The following is an 18,115-nucleotide window of genomic DNA, read 5'->3' on the forward strand; positions in this document are numbered from 1 at the left end:
CTACAATTGTCGCGGTTTTAGACCTGCTATTAACTTCGTTTGCTGATGGTGTTACCTGGCGTTTTTCCACAATTCGCCGCCTGTTCATTACCGGATCTGCCATTTTTCATTATGCATTTTTTCTGATGTACTGGCTGGACCAGCAGATTTAACTCTGTTAACTTCCTGATCCTCTTTGCATATAGATGAACTTCGTCAATACTAAAATCACTCCAGACGAAGAAGACAAATGAGACAACAGGATCAGACATGAAACTCACCGTGGCTCACAAAGTCATCCTCGGCTTTGGCTTTATTGCATTACTGTTATTGTTCGCCAGTTTATCGTCTTTATGGAGCTTCGCTGTGGTGTCCGAATCGGGCAGCCGTGTCAACGATATCGCTGTGCCGGTGCAGCAACAAAGTAATCAGGCCGAGATCCAGTTGTTGAAGCTCGGCAAGTTATCCGCGTTGGGGTTTATGGCTGACCAGGCTAAAACTATCAGCCAGTTTCAAACTGACTTTGACAACGCCAATAATGATTACCAACAAAAGGTCAGCGCACTGCGCGCCCTGACAGCATCAGATCCAACGCTGAATAAAGCGCTGACCACCGCCGAGCAACAACATGAACTGTACAGCACGGCAGTCAATAACATGTTTAAGGCCAAGCTGACCACGTTACAGGCCGGTGAGGCTGCTGCAGCCGAGTTGAAGCAACTGGTCCAGCTGATTGATGACGCCGGCGCCACGCTGGTGGATTTGTCTTATCTGGAAACGCCGGGCAAAAAAGCTCAGATTGAGCTGCTGGCAGGCGCGGCATCGCGGGTGGACGGCCAATTGCTGACGCTGATGCAGACAGTGCGGGAAACCGCGGCCTTTACCGAATTAAGCCAACTGACAGAAAGTCAGCAAAATATTGAGTTTGCCCTAAGTGATATGCAGGGGAATCTGGATTACATCGGTAATCTGGTCGACGAAGTGGATGCAACGGACTTGTGGCAAACCTTTAACGAGCAACTCAGCGCGGTCAAAGCCCGCGTAGCGATAGAACAAAATCTGGTTAGCCTGAAACAACAACAGCTAACTGCTTTGCAAGAAGCCCGTGCGCAGCTGGCCAATTCAGAGCAGGCGATTGGCCTCGCTATTGCGGCACTTGATCAGCTGCTCAAAGCCGCCGATCAACAATTTACCAGTCTGCAGGCCGAAGTGTCGTCGGCATTATCTTTTGGCAAAGCCCGCACCATCGTCATCATGGTGGTATTGGTGGCACTGGCCGGCGGCGCGGCATTTCTGACCATCAATGCGATGTTAAAACCACTGGCGGGTATCAACAAAGTGCTGGGAGAAGTAGCAGGTGGAGATTTAACAAGGCGCCTGCACATTGAGCAGGAAGACGAATTTGGCGCTTTGTCGGCCAAGGTCAACAGCCTGATCGAAGCACTCAGCCAGCTTATTCACCGGATTGTCGCCAGTTCTGGTGAGCTGCAGCACAATGCCAGTCGTTCCAGAGATGAAGTACAGGAAATTAATCGCGCGCTGCAAACGCAACAGACGCAAATCCATGACGTCAACCAGACCACCCAGCAACTGAACGACAATACCCACAACATTGCACAACAAGCCGAACAGGCTGTCGAGGAGATGCAGCATGCGTTGGGGCAAAGTCAGCAAATCGATAAAATTTCCGGCGAAAACAATACCCTGATCAGTGGACTGGCCGGTCAGTTGGCCAGTACCGCGGACATCATGCTGAAGGTCAACACCCACTCTAACAACATTGGCGGTATTCTGGCCACTATCCGTGGCATTGCGGAACAAACCAATCTGCTGGCGCTGAATGCCGCGATTGAAGCAGCCCGCGCCGGTGAACAAGGCCGTGGTTTTGCCGTTGTTGCCGACGAAGTACGCTCGCTTGCAGTACGCAGTCAGGCCGCTGTTGATGAAATACGCCAGATGATCCAAACGCTGCAACAGGAAAGTACTGCTGCGGTCAGCGCGATCAACCGCGGTAAAACTGACGCCGAATACTGTGTGAATCACACCGCTGATTTGGTGCAATCGCTGGGGCACGTTAATCAGGCTATCAGTCAGATGCATCACATCAGTACCGCGATCGCCAGCGCGACCCAACAACAGCTGGCGCTTGGTGATTTGATTTCTGATCACATGAGTGCAATGGTCCAACTGTCCGCGCAAAGTTCGGAAAAAGCCGATCGCACGCTGCAACACAGCGCCGCCGTCAGTGACAACGCCGGGCAGTTAACAGCCGCTATCAGTACGTTCAAAATCTAACATCTGCAGGCCCTGTCAGCAGACAGGGCCTCTGCGCACAGTCTCCTGCCAAAACGATTTCAAACTGCACCTGCGGCAGATGCCGCTGGTTTGCTTCGCCTGCGCTGACTGTGGCGATGATGGCTTTGGCTGACCTGGCTTCGCCTAAGATTGCATCGACAAATGCTGCTTAGCCGAAACTGGCGTGAATCAACATAGCTTTGATGGACATGAATTGGTCTGGCAGATGGTCAGAAGCGGCATTCTGCCACCGGGAGCACAAGATAAAAAAAGGCTGGAACAAGTCCAGCCAGGCAGGCGGTGTTTCTACCCAATCCCAGGTATTTGTATCGGTCCTTCAGCGTTTTACGCCAGATCAATTTGCCAAAACAGAGACAGAAAAACCTTACCAAACTTTGATATTGTGCCTAAAAAGTGATTTTTTTTAAGACTTTATCCAGTTCCGCAGTTGCTGTTTATCCAGAATGCGGATATTGGCTTCTAACGCAAATATTTGGGCAGGACTTTGCATCTTGTCAGGAACCAGCGCCAACGCACTGTGACATTGATGGCGTAACATCTGCTGAAAAATGTGCCGGAGTTGTACGATATCCAGCGGCATATCCACGCCGGTCTGCACGTAATACAACACACCATATTCACGTTGCAGGTAGTAATTTGTTTCACCGGTTAACGGGCTGGCCGCCTGTTGTCGCAGAAACTGTTGAGCTAATTGGGTGAAATGACTGAGATCATCTTTATCGCGCGACACGACAAATAAAGGCGTCCGGTGAAAATCGACACCAAAAATCGCCAGCACATTCAGCAACAGCGCCAGCAGCAGCATTCCGGAGAAAAACAGCAACAAAGGTTGCTGATACCATTGTTGACTGACCAGCATGGATTCTGCCGGGCTGTCATATAAATACACAAAACCGGCGGCCACCCCTAACGCAGTGCAACACCCCGACCCCAGCAGCCATTTATTGAGATCCAACCGCAGCATCCTGAATCATGTTCCTATTCTGCTCATGTTGCCGTTTTACTGCAGGAAAAAGACGATTAAGCTTTGATAAAATTTTGATATTGCGCCAATTCCTTTTGGTGCAATCAACCTTGCTTTATAAACTGGCGAGATCCGGCTGCTGATAGGAAAAATCGGGCATTTGCAAACTTAATGCAGCGTTGACCCGACGCGATGGCTCAGTCGCCGCAATAAATCGTGGCACCTCCAGCCCCTGTTGTTGGCAAGCCGCAGTGTAAAACTCGGCTTTGCTGCACGTGACCTGCGCGCAAAGATTGACCACAGTGCCGGGAAAAGCGCCGGGATGACGCAATAGTAAATTCAGCCACCGGCAGATATCCGCGCTGTGGACCAGATTCACCGGTTGCTCTGGTCCTGCCATCACACCGCGCCGGGTGAAATTCGCCGGGTGCCGCCCAGGTCCAATCAGACCAGCCAGACGCAATACATAACGTTGCGGGACCAACGGCGCCCCCTTTAGCATCAACTGCTCCGCCTGCCAGATCAGTTTTGCCCGAGGCTCAGGTCCCGGCGCATCGGCTTCGCTGACCTCACCAGTAAGGCCCGCATATACGCCACTGGATGAACACAGCACCAACGCTTGTGCTGCGTCAGCCTGCGCCAGCACAATCTGCAACGAACGCAGATAGGCTGCACCACCATCCTGTGCGGCAGACGGCGGCATGGCCAGAACCAGCCAGCTGCCGGGCAACAGCTGACAAATCTGTGGACTTAACGGACTCACGCCATCCCACAGCAGCGGTTGGATTGCAGCTGGCAAGGTGGCAAGCCGTTCCTTGCTGCGCCGGCTGCCCCAAACCTGATGCCCTTCTGTGCTCAGCTGCACACCAAGTTGAGTGCCCAGCCAGCCACAGCCGAGAATAACGACCGACGCCATTAACCGGCACTCGCTGCGACTGTGACCGGCTTCACGACAAAACGACCATGAAATTCGGCCAGCAGCCGCTCGCCCTGAGTCAACCGCACCAACAGTAACTGGCGCACGCGCCGGCCCTGGTTCAGCACCGTCAGATCACCGACAGCATCCAGTAATTGCACCTCTGCACGGGCATCTAGCTCTACCGGCGCCAGATAACGGATATCAGCGTCGGCCAACACAATGTCGCCCTGCAGACCCAGCGCCCGCAATTGCAGCCAGATCAGGCCCCAGCCGGTTAACGTCAGCAGGCTATAGATACTGCCGGCAAACATGGTGTGATGCAGATTCTTGTTCGGCGCCAACGGCGCCTGACAGGCCAGCAGATTGCCATCAAACTGCTGTATCTGCAGCTGCATAAAAGCCGACAACGGGATCGTCTGATGCCAGGTTTGCTGCAAATCGGCACACCAACGGCTAAATTGCGCGGCATCACCGGCCAGCCGCAGCCGTTTGGTCATTTGCTGATGCGGGATCCCATATAATGGTTCAAGTGGTTTGCCAGTCTTGTAGCCAAGTTTCTGATAAAAATTAAAGGCGTTTTCGCGGGCATTGAGCGTCAGTTGATCACAACCCCAAGCCAGACCTTGCTGTTCCAGCGCACGCAATACTAATGCCCCCTGGCCTTTACCACGGGCAGATTCTGCCACCGCCATATAACGCACTTGACACCAGCCATCAACCAGCTGATGCAGGCGGCCAACTGCCAGCAGCTGACCATCTGCCGCCCGCACCATGCGATGGGCACTGCTGGCTTCCAGCTCATCCTGCTCTGAACCCGGCGGTTGCCCCCAAGGTTCGCGCAACACCTGATAGCGCAGCTGATAATAATCCAGCCAATCCTGCGCACTGTGCGGACTTGTCACCTGATACTGCATCGAATACCTCGTAAATGACTCAGGCTGCCGGAGGCACCTGCAGCCAGAATGTGACCGGGCCATCATTGACCAGACCGACCTGCATATCGGCGCCAAACTGACCGGTCGCCACCGTCATTCCCTGCGCACGACAATAATCTACAAACTGCAGATACATCGGCTCGGCCACTTCAGGCCGTGCCGCCGGCGTAAAACTCGGCCGCAAACCGGAATTGGTGTCTGCTGCCAGCGTAAATTGCGACACGACCAGCAGCTGACCGCCGGCCTGTTGCACATTCAGATTCATTTTGCCGGCTTCATCACTGAATAAACGATATTTCAGCACTTTGTCGGCCAGCTTGCGCAGCTCCGCCGTTGTATCGCCGGCTTCCACGCCGAGCAACAGCAGCATACCGCTGCCAATAACCCCGACTACTTCAGTGCCGACTGTAACGTCCGCGCGTCGCACGCGCTGGATCAACGCAATCATGACGCCTGCCGCAAGCGGTTAGCCAGTTGCAACGACGCATCGTACAACGCACGGCTGATACCGGTTTCACTGGCGGAATGGCCGGCATTGGCAACAATGGTCAGCACCGAATCGGGCCAGGCCTGATGTAAGGTCCAGGCATTTTCCAGCTTACAGACGATGTCGTAACGGCCATGAATAATAAAACAAGGCAAGTGCTGCACTTTGCCGAGTTCCGCCATCAGCTGATCCGGCCGCAAAAAACAATGATGCAGGAAATAATGGTTTTCAATCCGCGCCAATGGCAATGCAGACTCAGGCTCTGTGGCGCCGTCGCGCATCGCCGCATTGGGCAACAAGGTTGCAACCCGAGCTTCCCATAAACTCCAGGCCTGCGCGGCATGCAACCGGATACTGGCATCGGCATGCTGCAACAGCTGCTGATAAGCCACCAGAATATCTAGGCCTTTCATCGCGGCCACCGGCGCAAAAAAATCAGCAAAATAATCCGGGAATAATTGACTGGCACCGCCACCGGGCCGGTACAGCCAGTCGATATCTTCAGGCCGGCCAAGGAAAATGCCTCGTAGGATCAGGCCAAGACAATGCTGCGGATATTGCCCGGCATAGGCCAGTGCCAGCGTACTGCCCCAGCTGCCCCCGGCCACTACCCAGCGGTGAATGCCCAGATGTTGCCGGATCGCTTCAATATCACCGATCAGATCCTGTGTAGTATTGTGCTCCAGGCTGGCAAAAGGGGTCGACTGACCACAACCGCGCTGATCAAACAACACAATCCGGTACTGCTGCGGGTCAAACAAAGTGCGCTGAAATGGCGAACAACCACCACCAGGGCCGCCATGACACATCAGCACCGGGATCCCCTGCGGGTTGCCACTTTGTTCCAGATACAACCGATGGCCGTGCGGCCTTGACAGAAATTCACTGTGGTAACAATCAACAGGTTCAGTGCGATACATCAGAAGACTCCGTCGACACAGCACCCGGCGTTGCAGCCACTGGCTGTGTACGCTGGGTTTTATGCTGTAATAACTGCAATGCGCGGCAATGTTGTTCCTGCAAAAGTGCCGTTAGCTCGGCGCCAATCAACACCACCAACCAGGACAAATAAATCCAGACAAATAAAATCGGTACCAGCGCCAGCGCGCCATAAATCGCCTGATAGGACGGGAAATGCTGGATATAGAGCGCAAATCCGTTTTTCAGCATTTCAAACAAAATACTGGCAAGCAAAGCGCCCCAAAAAGCATAGCCATAGCGGACTTTGATATTCGGCACCAGCTGATAAAGCATAAAAAACGCCAGCAATGACATGCCATATGGCGTAAACGACAGCAGGAAATTCGATAAACCGGGCGTGTAATTGTCCGCCAGATGGCTCAGCGACGCCAGATAAGAGGTCAGCGCAATTGAGCTGCCCAGCAAAATCGGACCGAGCGTCAGAATCATCCAATAAATCGACAACGAAATCATCAGCCGCGGCCGTTTTTGCACGCGCCAGATCTTGTTCAGCGTCTTATCGATATTATGAATAAGCATCAGGGCAACCAACACCAGAAACAACACACCAACGGTGGTCATCTGACCGATGTTTTCGACAAAGCCGTTGATATAGGTCTGAATTTCTTGGCCACGCGACGGCACTATATTGGCGTAAACAAAGGCCTCGATTTCGCCACGCAGCCCGGCAAACATCGGAAAAGCGTTCAGTACCGAAAATGCCACAGCAACCAGCGGTACCAGTGATAAAATCGAAATATATGCCAGATAACCACCAATCATACCGATTTGGTCGTGCTGACAACGTTGCAGATAAAGGCGGCAAAAACGCACACTGTTCAACCCAAGGGTAACAGTGCGCTGAATAATCGAATCGGGCATCATCCTGTCCTGAGCAGACACCTGTCTGGGTGCCGGAAGTTGCAGCCTATCACAAAGCGCCCCGGTGCCGACAAGCAGACCCGGACAGATCGCAGCAAAATGCCGCGTTGCTATTGCAGGGATACATCCTTGCTTTGTACCAGCGCCTGGCTGGATTTTTCAATCAGTGTTTCGCCCTGCTGGTCAATAAACAGCACTTTCAGACCTAATTCGTCGGCCACTTTCAGCCCGGCTTCACTGCCCAGACATAAAAACGCGGTCGACCAGGCATCACCAAAAGTGGCATTGTCGATCAACACTGTGGTCGACACGGTATTGTGCCGCACGGGGGCGCCGGCGCGGGCGTCCAGCACATGGCTGAAACGTTGGCCATCGGCATCAAAATAATGCCGGTAGGTGCCGGATGTCATGATGGCCAATGGGGCATCCTGGTTAACAGTGATGATTTTCTGCAAATGTTGATCGCCTGGCAATGGCTTTTCAATCGCCACTTTCCACGGTTGCCCTTCCGGTTTTTTGCCCCGCACCTGCAATTCACCGCCGACTTCAACCAGATAATTGGTCACACCAGCTTGCTCCAACAGCGCCGCCAGCTTGCGCACGGTATAACCCTGTGCAATGGACGACACATCAACCCGCATCTGACCGATGGCCTTGCTCATCTCGCCAACTGGCGTCGTGCTGATTTTATCCATACCAACCCACTGCATGGTCTGACTGATCTGCGCAGGTGTCGGCTGATTAAACTTATCTGCTTTGAACCCCCAGAGTTCAAACAGCGGTTTGACGGTCAGGTCATAACAGCCATGACTGGCTTGGGTGACTTGGCGGGCATCTTCCACCAACCCGACCAATTCAGCCCCTACCGTCTGCGGATTGCTGTGCTGCGTGGCATTAAACTGTTCAATCACTGAATCGGGGCGGTAATTCGACATCACTAAATCGATTCGTTCCAGTTCCTTTACAATCTGTTGTTGCAAATCTGTGGCCTTGACCTGCGGTTCGGACCAATAACTGATGTTGTAGGTTGAACCTTGCGCCGGACCGGAAAAGCGCTGGATCGGATCGGCTGGCGTACAACTCAGCAAAACCAGCGGCAGAAAAACAGCGGCACAAAGGCCAGTGAACGAACAGATTTTGACAGACATCGGCGCTTCTCATTGCAGGAAAACCGGCGCAGTGTAATTTATGCGCCGCACAAATGCCAGCCAGGTTCAGAGGTCCAGATGGCCCATAATCACCTGATAGCGTTTTTGTTGATCGGCCGGCAACTGCCCTGCCGCAATCAGATCGATACAGTGCTGCGCCAACGCTTTCAGATCGGCATTCAGGGTCTGGCGCATACTCAGCGCCTGCAGCAAATTCAGCGCAATGTTGACATTTGCCGGCATCGATTCGAGCGCAGTACGAAAATAATCGATGGCCATCGAAAAATCGCCGCTGCCATAGGCCTGCATGCCCGCGGCATTGCGATCCATCAGTTGCTGGCGCAATTGCTGATGTTTCTTTTGCTCATGTTGCATCATCAGGCTGATGGCACTGCAATACAGATTGTCGTCTTGCGTTAATGCCGACAGCGCAGCCATATAGTGGTCGCACATCGGCAGATTGCCGGCTTCAAAATACGCCCGGGCCCGGTCCAGCATCGCGGCCGGCGATAAATGTTTTTCCAGACTGAGTTGCTCACTGTGCTCCAGTAAACGCAGTGCTTCTTTGGTTTTGCCTTCCAGCAGCGCAACACGCGCATCAACGACCAGCCGGTCATGTTCATAACTGGCCGGATGGAAACGTTTTTTGATAGTCGTCAGGAATGTATCCAGCCGGCGCATCGTTTCCACCCGGCCTTTGGGTTCCTGATCTTTCGCCTGCTCCAGCAAAGCGCGGGCAAAATTGAGCATATTATCTGCGGTGTCATACATCGAATAACGGGCAGCAGTCAGCAAGCGCTGGTGCACCTGCACCGCCAGATCTTTGCGGTTGTCGATGACCGCAAGCGTGGCCAGCACATGCTGGCGCAAATAGTTACGCGGCGAAGTTTTGGCGACTTGTTCCACCGCCGCCAGCGCTGCCGCTGGTTTTTGCTGGCTGATATACAGGCGGGTCAGCCAGTCCAGTGCTTCAATTCTTGTTTCTGCTTGTCCGGACAACAGCTGTAACGCCACTTCCGCCTCGTCACTGCGTCCCTGATACCCATAGATCACCGCTAAACCCAGCCGCGCCCAGGCAAAATCGCGAACGGTCAGCGCCCACTGATATAAATGCTCGGCCTCATCAAATCGCTCCAGCCGCACCAGCAGTTCTGCTTTGAGCCGGGTCGCATGCAGTGCGTACTTGCTGCGATGATCCACCACATGATCACAAGCCTGTACAGCATCGGCGAATTCACCTTGCTGAATTGCCTGATAAGCCAGTTTTAAAGCTTGTTTGATGTGGTAAGCACGGGTGATCCGTCGTTCCAGTTCGGCATAGCTGAAGGGTTTCAGCAGATAGTCGTCCGGCTGATATTCAACAATGCCATACACGGCCTGACGCTGGCGTTCAGCACTGACCACCAGAAAGCAACATTCAGCTTTTAATAGCTGTTCGGTGCGCAGCACTTCAAATAATTGATAGCCGTCCCGCCCGACGCCTAAATGAAAATCACACAAAATAAAATCAAAAGGGATCCGCCGGCAACATGCCAGCGCCATATCCGCATCACGCGCCAGCGTTACATCATCAAATCCAATCAGCAACAGCATACTTTTGAAATAGCTGCGGATTTGGTCAGAATCATCCACCACCAGCACAGTTTTGTTTTTATAAAACGACCGGCGTGAGGTCATTGCGGCAAAGCTCCATGCAACAAATAAGTAACGTTTTCTCTGCGCTGCACAATACACAGCATTGGCTGGCATCGCCAGCGCTTTGTCCCAAAAAACAAAACCCGCGTCTGGGCGCGGGTTTTATCATTCACAACCGGAATTAAGCGCGGCTGGCGCGTTTACGGTCGTTTTCTGTCAGGTGACGTTTACGGATCCGGATAGACAGTGGCGTCACTTCTACCAGCTCGTCGTCATCGATAAACTCCAGCGCCTGTTCCAGCGTATAACGGATTGGCGGCACTAAGTTAATCGCTTCGTCTGTGCCAGAAGCACGGACGTTCGTCAGCTGTTTGCCTTTTAAGCAGTTGACCGTTAAGTCATTGCTACGGCTGTGAATACCGATGATCTGGCCTTCATACACTTCATCAGCATGACCGATAAACATCCGGCCGCGTTCCTGCAGAGAGAAAATCGCATAACCAGCGGCTTTACCCATCGCATTAGAAATCAGCACGCCGTTCATCCGCAGACCGATTGAACCGCCTTTGAATGGACCGTAGTGATCAAAGCTGTTGTACATCAGACCTGTGCCTGAAGTCAGCGTCATGAACTCGGTGCGGAAACCAATCAGACCACGGCTTGGCATCTGGAAATCCATCCGGATGCGGCCTTTACCGTCTGGCTGCATATTGGTCATTTCGGCTTTACGCTCACCCATTTTCTCCATGATAGAGCCCTGGTGCTGCTCTTCCACGTCAATGGTGACGTTCTCAATTGGTTCCATTTTCGCGCCATCAACCACTTTCATGATTACTTCTGGGCGAGATACGGCCAGTTCAAAACCTTCACGACGCATGTTTTCAATCAACACGCCTAAGTGCAGTTCACCACGGCCTGATACTTTGAATTTGTCACCGTCTTCAGTTTCTTCCACGCGCAGCGCGACGTTGTGTTTCAGTTCGTTAGTTAAACGCTCTAAAATCTGGCGGGAAGTAACGTATTTGCCTTCTTTACCAGCGAATGGCGACGTGTTGACCTGAAAGGTCATAGTCACTGTCGGCTCATCAACTTGCAGCGCTGGTAATGGTTCCAGATTGGTCGGGGCACAGATAGTGTCAGAAATTTTCAGTTCGCCTAAACCGGTGAATGCAATGATATCACCCGCGTTTGCTTCCTGAGTTTCGATCCGTTCCAGACCTAAATAGCCGAACACCTGACCGACTTTGCCGTTGCGTTTTGAACCATCAGCACCTAATACAGTGACCTGCTGGTTCACTTTTAACGTGCCGCGTTTGATCCGGCCGATACCGATAATGCCGAGGTAGCTGGAATAATCTAATTGCGATACCTGGATCTGCGTGTCGCCATCCAGTTCAACTTTCGGTGGTGCCACGTGCTCAATGATTGCAGCGAACAAGTCATTGATATCAGTTTTTGGTTCGTTGTAATCCAGCGTCGCCCAGCCATTGATGGCTGATGCGTAGACGATTGGGAAATCTAATTGCTCGTCAGTGGCGCCTAAGTTGTCGAACAGGTCGAATACCTGGTCAATAACCCAATCCGGACGTGCGCCCGGACGGTCGATTTTGTTCACCACAACAATTGGTTTTAAACCGTGGGCGAAAGCTTTTTGTGTTACGAAGCGGGTTTGTGGCATTGGGCCTTCAACCGCATCGACTAATAATAAGACTGAGTCAGCCATTGACAGAACGCGCTCAACTTCACCACCGAAGTCGGCGTGGCCTGGTGTGTCCAGGATGTTGATCTGATAGCCGTTCCAGCGTACAGAAGTGTTTTTAGCCAGGATGGTGATTCCGCGTTCAGATTCCTGCGCGTTTGAATCCATCATCCGTTCCTGCAATTTAGCGCGTGCATCGAAAGTGCCGGACTGTTGCAGTAATTTGTCAACAAGTGTAGTTTTACCGTGGTCAACGTGCGCGATAATGGCGATATTACGCAACTTGCTGATATCATAAGACATTTATTTGGTGCTCGCTTAGTGTAGTGTAAATGTGTACCCGCTTGTAGTCACCCACCGCAAGTACCCGAAAAATTGGTGCGCGTATTTTACCTGCTTTACGACTGACTGGGAAATTTATCTGGTCCGCGTTTGCTGTTTTTTTCATCAGCCCCAAGCTGAATGCCGCTTTGCGGCCAGTAACACCGCATCGAACTTAAGCAAAAGCTCTGCCATCCTGACAGCAACTCCTGTGCGCTTGCGCTGATTCTCCACTTTTACCAGTCATTTTGCTGCCTCGTCCTGTGCTGGCTGTGCGGCAATTTTATTTTTACTTTGCCTGACTGAATTCAGCCGAATTCTTGCTATCGTTATCGCTGCCGTTGACCACTGCACAGAAGCAGAGCAAATTCAGACAAATTGCACCACGGCTGTGCATGCATGCACTTTATTGGTGCAATTCTCTGGTATTTCAGTCTGAATCTGCACTAAATACATTTTAAAATCATATATTTAGGATTCTGGCACAGCTTTGGCATAACAAGCGCAAACCGGCGGCAAGCCGCACCTGAACCTTAGTTTGAGTTGAATCCGGAGGAATGCATGTCTGCATCGAACGTTCTGAGTTTTATGAAAGAAAACGACGTGAAGTTTGTTGATTTACGTTTTACTGACACCAAAGGTAAAGAGCAGCACGTTACAATTCCTGCCAGCCAAATTGACGAAGACTTCTTCGAAAACGGCAAAATGTTTGACGGCTCTTCAATTGCCGGCTGGAAAGGCATCAACGACTCAGACATGATCCTGATGCCGGATGCCAGCACCATGCTGCTGGATCCATTCTTCGAAGAAACCACCATTCTGATCAGCTGTGACGTGATCGAGCCAAGCACTATGCAAGGTTACGATCGTTGCCCGCGTTCTATCGCCAAACGCGCGGAAGAATATTTGAAATCAACCGGCATCGCTGACACTGTATTGTTTGGACCTGAGCCAGAGTGGTTCATGTTCGACGACGTGCGTTTCAAAAACGACATGTCAGGTTCTTTCTTTAAAGTTGACTCTTCAGAAGCAGCCTGGAACTCAGACGCTGAATATGAAGATGGTAACAAAGCCCACCGTCCAGGTGTGAAAGGCGGTTATTTCCCGGTACCACCAGTAGATCAACACCACGATATCCGCAGCGCTATGTGTATGGTGCTGGAAGAAATGGGTCAGGTTGTTGAAGCGCATCACCATGAAGTTGCCACTGCCGGTCAGAACGAAATCGCCACCCGTTTTAACACACTGACGAAAAAAGCCGACGAAATTCAGCAACTGAAATATGTTGTTCATAACGTTGCTCACATGTACGGCAAGACTGTGACTTTCATGCCAAAACCAATCGTTGGTGACAACGGTTCAGGTATGCACTGCCACCAGTCACTGGCAAAAGATGGTGTAAACCTGTTTGCCGGTGATAAATATGCCGGTCTGTCAGAAACTGCACTGTACTACATTGGCGGTATCATCAAGCACGCGAAGGCAATCAACGCCTTCACTAACCCGTCAACCAACTCTTACAAGCGTCTGGTGCCACACTATGAAGCGCCTGTAATGCTGGCATACTCTGCCCGTAACCGTTCTGCTTCTGTGCGTATTCCATTGGTACCAAGCGCGAAAGCCCGTCGTATTGAAGTCCGTTTCCCGGATCCGGCAGCGAACCCGTACCTGGCATTCGTTGCTCAGCTGATGGCTGGTCTGGATGGTATCCAGAACAAGATCCACCCAGGCGATGCAATGGACAAAGACCTGTATGACCTGCCACCAGAAGAAGAAGCACTGATCCCACAAGTTTGTGGTTCACTGGACGAAGCTCTGGATGCACTGGAAGCGAACCGTGCGATCTTCACCAAAGGCGGCGTCATGTCAGATGAAATGATCGATGCTTATATCTCTCTGAAGCGTGCAGAAGCCAAACGCGTCTCTATGGCTGTGCACCCACTGGAATACGAACTGTATTACAGCGTGTAATTTTCAGCGCTAACACACTGATTTATAAAGTGTGATTTGCACAATACCAAAGCCCGCTTCTGCGGGCTTTTTGTACTGGTCAAAGCCAGAAAAGCCAGTTAGAGTAAATCTATCAGCCATTTGATCAGCTTGGACTCTGTGATGAACATTACCGGTTGGCCGCTATTTTTACTGATCGCGCTGACAATATCGGCGTCGCCGGTGCTGGCACAGGCAAAAAAGGACGACAAACCGGTGTTTGTCACAGTAGATAAAAATAACGTTCCGGTATTTTCCGACAATCCGGTCCCGGGCGCCTCGCAGTTGCAACTGAAAGAAGGCAACCGGATGCCCGCCGTCACCCCCACCGAAATCAGTCAGCGTAGTATTGATCACACGCCACAGTTCGAAGTATTCATCACCAAGCCGGAACCTGAAGGCACTGTGCGTGAAAATAACGGCACTATCTACGTATCCGGCCAGGTAAAGCCGTTGTTTGCCCAGGGCCTGCGGGTGCGGCTCTATCTGGATGGCCAGGCGGTCGCCGGCCCCAGCAGTAATGCCAATTTCATCCTGCATAACATTGACCGGGGCGAACATCAGCTGATGCTGGAGTTAAGCGACCAAAACGGCAAGGTTATTGCTACCAGTTCCGTAACGACGTTTTTTCTGCACCGAGCATCATCAATTACCCCAAAATAGTGCAACACGGCACAGCTTAGCCGCTAGACTAAGCGCCATGAGCACCATTTTGGTGCAATAAGGGATTTGCCGTGACACACGCACATATCGCTCTTGAATTACCAGGGATTAATCTGGCCGAACAACTGACCACCGCCGTGCTGGTGCTGGATGCGCAGTTACAGGTGTCCTGTTTTAATACCGCCTGTTGCGCTTTGCTGGGTATTGGTGAAAAACGCCTGCAACAGCAATATTTTCCCGGACTGTTTCAATACAGCGATCTCAGTGCAGCCCAACTGGTCAGTACTTTAAATACCAAACAGGGTTTTGGCATCAGTGACGTGCATTGCGTGATGCCGGATGGCCGCCATCTATTACTGGATATGACAGCGACCTGGTTGGAGACCGAACAACCCAGTCTGGTGATGGAATTACGTCAGGTCGATCAGCAACGCAAGATCAGCATGGAAAGTCTGCAGCAACATCAGCATCTGGCGGCGCGCGAACTGATCCGTGGCCTGGCCCATGAGATTAAAAACCCACTTGGCGGTTTACGCGGTGCGGCGCAATTGCTCGAAGAGTCACTGAATGAAGAGCAAAAAGAATATACCCAGTTGATCATTGCCCAGGCCGACCGGCTGCGGAATCTGGTCGATCGGTTGCTTGGTCCCTACAAGCCGCCGCATAAAGTCGTGTCTAATCTGCATGAAATTATTGAACGCGTCAGCCAACTGGCGCAGATGGACAATCCGCATGCCGTGCAATTTATCCGCGATTATGACCCGAGCATTCCGGACTTCTCACTCGATCCGGAACTGCTGGAGCAGGCCCTGCTGAATATTGTCCGCAATGCCCAGCAGGTGCTGACTCAAGGTGGTCAGATTGTGATGCAAAGCCGGATTTTACATCAGCACACTATTCATGGCCGCCGGCATAAGCTGGTCGCCGTGATCCGCGTCATCGATAACGGCCCCGGTATTCCACCGGCGATTAAAGATACGTTGTTTTATCCAATGGTCAGCGGCAAACCCGGCGGCACCGGTCTTGGTTTGTCGATTTCACAAACGCTGATCCATCAGCATGGCGGCTGGATTGATTGTGACAGCTGGCCCGGCCGCACCGAATTTACCCTGTATTTACCGATAAGCGCAGAAGGAGCTTAACCCATGACGCAGAATGTCTGGATCATTGACGACGACAATTCCATCCGTTGGGTATTGGAAAAAGCCCTGTCACGCGCGGGTATTGTCTGCGAGAGTTACGCCTCAGCAGATCTGATGCTGCAACGGCTGGAATTTGATCAACCTGCGGTCGTGGTGTCCGATATCCGCATGCCTGGCACCGATGGCATGCAGTTATTAAGCAAACTGCAGGAACTGGCGCCGGAATTGCCGGTGATTATTATGACAGCGCACTCCGACCTCGACAGCGCCGTCAACGCGTTTAAACGTGGCGCTTTTGAGTACCTGCCCAAACCATTTGATGTCAATGAAGCTGTGGCCCTGATCAGTCGTGCACTGGAACATGCCCACGCGAAAAAACCCCGCGCCAGCACCAGCGCACCATCGCATGTACCCGAAATCATCGGTGAAGCACCAGCGATGCAGGAGGTGTTTCGTGCCATTGGCCGCTTGTCCCGCTCCAGTATCAGTGTGCTGATCAATGGTCAGAGTGGTACCGGTAAAGAACTGGTGGCGCACGCACTGCACAAGCACAGCCCCAGAGCCGAATCACCGTTTATAGCGCTGAATATGGCGGCTATTCCAAAAGATCTGATTGAATCGGAATTATTTGGCCACGAAAAAGGCGCTTTTACCGGCGCCGCCACTTTGCGCAAAGGCCGGTTCGAACAGGCCGACGGCGGCACTTTGTTTCTTGATGAAATCGGCGATATGCCACTCGACGTGCAAACGCGCCTGTTGCGAGTGCTGGCCGATGGGCAGTTTTATCGCGTTGGCGGTCATCAGGAAGTCAGTGTCGACGTACGGATTATTGCCGCCACTCACCAAAACCTGGAGCAACTGGTCGCCGAAGGCAAGTTCCGCGAAGACTTATTCCACCGCCTCAATGTGATCCGGATCCATATTCCGTCGCTGCGCGACCGCAAACAGGATATTCCAAAGCTGACCCGGCATTTTCTGGCACAAGCCGCACGCGAAATGAATGTCGAAGCCAAAGATCTGGCGCTGGAAACCGAAAAATTTCTGGCTCAGCTGGATTGGCCGGGCAATGTACGACAACTGGAAAACACCTGCCGCTGGCTGACCGTGATGGCGTCCGGCAAACAAATCCTGTTATCTGATTTACCGCCGGAACTGACCAGTGCGCCAAAACCGGTGACTATCAGCAGCGATGGCCAACACAGCTGGCAGGATTTACTGGCGCTGTGGGTCACACAAAAACTGGCCACCGGCGCCGAAGATATTCTGGCTGAAGCAGGCCCGGAGTTTGAGCGGATTGTCCTGAAGCAAGCTTTACAGTTTACTCATGGCCATAAACAAGATGCAGCCAAACGCCTCGGCTGGGGCCGCAATACACTGACACGCAAGCTGAAAGAACTGGATATGGAATAGCCATACGGCTGCGCCTGCAAAAGCTAAAAAACCGGGCTCAGGCCCGGTTTTGTCTACTCACAGCGCTGACAGTTCAGGCGCGCCGGCACCTGAACTGCGACATAACTTCTCGCTTAGTCGTCTTTACCTGTACGCTCGGCCATCCGTTCCCGCATTTTCACCATCCGTTCGTCCAGCTTGGTTTTTTGCTCGTCGGTTAATACAGCACGGATCTGATGTTGCAGTTTCAGCCGTGTCAGCTGATGCTCCAGCATGCTGGCTTGTTGTTTCTCCAGTAGCAACCGGGCCGCCGCTTCATCAAATTGCGGCGCTTTGATCAACGCCTGCAGGGCATCGTGCTGCTGCTGCCGTGCTGCCAAATCAGCTTTGTCGGCTTTACTGGCTGCCATCAGGACGCGGATTTGCTCCCGTTGCGCGTCGGTCAGGTCCAGGCCTTTTAACATCCGCACCGCCGGGTCACCACCATGCGGACCGTGGCCGGCAACTGCAGGCTGAGACAGCAGCAGCGCGGCGCTGAATAAAGCAGGGATTAATAATATTTTCAATGTGTTCATTTTTGTCTCTCCAGTAGGTTCGGGCATTACAAACAGCGGTCTGTTTTGTATGATGCAAGCATAAGCGACTGGCTGCAAAGCAACGCAAAGCCGCCGTAAAGGTTTGGTAAAG

At 52.3% G+C, this 18,115-nt stretch carries 16 protein-coding genes; 5 read left to right on the top strand and 11 right to left on the bottom strand.

Annotation, left to right across the window (positions count from 1 at the left end):
* Positions 1-29: 29 nt before the first annotated feature.
* Positions 30-251: a hypothetical protein gene (locus ATY27_RS17925; protein ID WP_208931983.1), complete on the bottom strand. Its 222-nt coding sequence runs from the start codon at positions 249-251 to the stop codon at positions 30-32.
* On the opposite strand from ATY27_RS17925, the gene ATY27_RS17930 reads away from it, so the two are divergent.
* Positions 250-2,274, top strand: coding sequence for a methyl-accepting chemotaxis protein (locus ATY27_RS17930; RefSeq protein WP_208931984.1), 2,025 nt, complete (start codon positions 250-252; stop codon positions 2,272-2,274). The genes ATY27_RS17925 and ATY27_RS17930 overlap by 2 nt on opposite strands.
* A gap of 424 nt (positions 2,275-2,698) precedes the next feature.
* Here ATY27_RS17930 and ATY27_RS17935 read toward each other — a convergent pair whose 3' ends face one another.
* The 9 genes from ATY27_RS17935 to typA form a co-directional block, all read right to left on the bottom strand.
* Positions 2,699-3,250 (bottom strand): hypothetical protein, encoded by a 552-nt coding sequence (locus ATY27_RS17935; protein ID WP_208931985.1) that lies wholly within the window; start codon positions 3,248-3,250, stop codon positions 2,699-2,701.
* 124 nt (positions 3,251-3,374) lie between these two features.
* Complete coding sequence (locus tag ATY27_RS17940; protein WP_208931986.1) at positions 3,375-4,175, bottom strand: hypothetical protein; 801 nt, start codon at positions 4,173-4,175, stop codon at positions 3,375-3,377.
* A complete protein-coding gene (locus ATY27_RS17945) occupies positions 4,175-5,080 on the bottom strand; it encodes a bifunctional GNAT family N-acetyltransferase/hotdog fold thioesterase (protein ID WP_244151357.1) in 906 nt (301 codons plus the stop codon). The genes ATY27_RS17940 and ATY27_RS17945 overlap by 1 nt, the downstream gene beginning before the upstream one ends.
* Before the next feature lie 31 nt (positions 5,081-5,111).
* The gene (dtd, locus tag ATY27_RS17950; RefSeq protein ID WP_208931988.1) at positions 5,112-5,561 is read right to left on the bottom strand and encodes a D-aminoacyl-tRNA deacylase; all 450 of its coding nucleotides are present in this window, start codon (positions 5,559-5,561) and stop codon (positions 5,112-5,114) included.
* Complete coding sequence (pip, locus tag ATY27_RS17955) at positions 5,558-6,520, bottom strand: prolyl aminopeptidase (protein WP_208931989.1); 963 nt, start codon at positions 6,518-6,520, stop codon at positions 5,558-5,560. Before pip ends, dtd begins: the two co-directional genes overlap by 4 nt.
* Positions 6,507-7,445, bottom strand: coding sequence for a virulence factor BrkB family protein (locus tag ATY27_RS17960; RefSeq protein WP_244151358.1), 939 nt, complete (start codon positions 7,443-7,445; stop codon positions 6,507-6,509). Before ATY27_RS17960 ends, pip begins: the two co-directional genes overlap by 14 nt.
* Positions 7,446-7,552: 107 nt before the next feature.
* The gene (locus ATY27_RS17965; protein WP_208931990.1) at positions 7,553-8,590 is read right to left on the bottom strand and encodes an FAD:protein FMN transferase; all 1,038 of its coding nucleotides are present in this window, start codon (positions 8,588-8,590) and stop codon (positions 7,553-7,555) included.
* A 66-nt stretch (positions 8,591-8,656) separates the two neighbouring features.
* Positions 8,657-10,267 carry a response regulator gene (locus tag ATY27_RS17970; protein ID WP_208931991.1) on the bottom strand — a complete coding sequence of 537 codons (1,611 nt, stop codon included), beginning with the start codon at positions 10,265-10,267 and terminating at the stop codon, positions 8,657-8,659.
* 139 nt (positions 10,268-10,406) lie between these two features.
* Positions 10,407-12,227, bottom strand: a complete 1,821-nt coding sequence (gene typA / locus ATY27_RS17975; protein WP_208931992.1) for a translational GTPase TypA — start codon at positions 12,225-12,227, stop codon at positions 10,407-10,409.
* Between the two features lie 579 nt (positions 12,228-12,806).
* Here typA and glnA point away from each other — a divergent pair.
* The 4 genes from glnA (at position 12,807) to glnG (ending at position 17,449) form a co-directional block, all read left to right on the top strand.
* Entirely contained in the window at positions 12,807-14,216 is a 1,410-nt protein-coding gene (gene glnA / locus ATY27_RS17980) for a glutamate--ammonia ligase (protein ID WP_208931993.1), read from the top strand.
* A 141-nt stretch (positions 14,217-14,357) separates the two neighbouring features.
* Positions 14,358-14,897, top strand: coding sequence for a DUF4124 domain-containing protein (locus ATY27_RS17985; protein ID WP_244151359.1), 540 nt, complete (start codon positions 14,358-14,360; stop codon positions 14,895-14,897).
* Between the two features lie 71 nt (positions 14,898-14,968).
* Positions 14,969-16,039, top strand: coding sequence for a nitrogen regulation protein NR(II) (glnL, locus tag ATY27_RS17990; protein ID WP_244151360.1), 1,071 nt, complete (start codon positions 14,969-14,971; stop codon positions 16,037-16,039).
* A gap of 3 nt (positions 16,040-16,042) precedes the next feature.
* Complete coding sequence (gene glnG, locus ATY27_RS17995) at positions 16,043-17,449, top strand: nitrogen regulation protein NR(I) (RefSeq protein ID WP_208931994.1); 1,407 nt, start codon at positions 16,043-16,045, stop codon at positions 17,447-17,449.
* Between the two features lie 113 nt (positions 17,450-17,562).
* Here glnG and ATY27_RS18000 read toward each other — a convergent pair whose 3' ends face one another.
* On the bottom strand, positions 17,563-18,003 hold the full coding sequence (locus ATY27_RS18000) for a Spy/CpxP family protein refolding chaperone (RefSeq protein WP_208931995.1): 441 nt from the start codon (positions 18,001-18,003) through the stop codon (positions 17,563-17,565).
* Positions 18,004-18,115 lie beyond the last annotated feature (112 nt).

This window comes from Rheinheimera sp. F8, assembly GCF_001518915.1.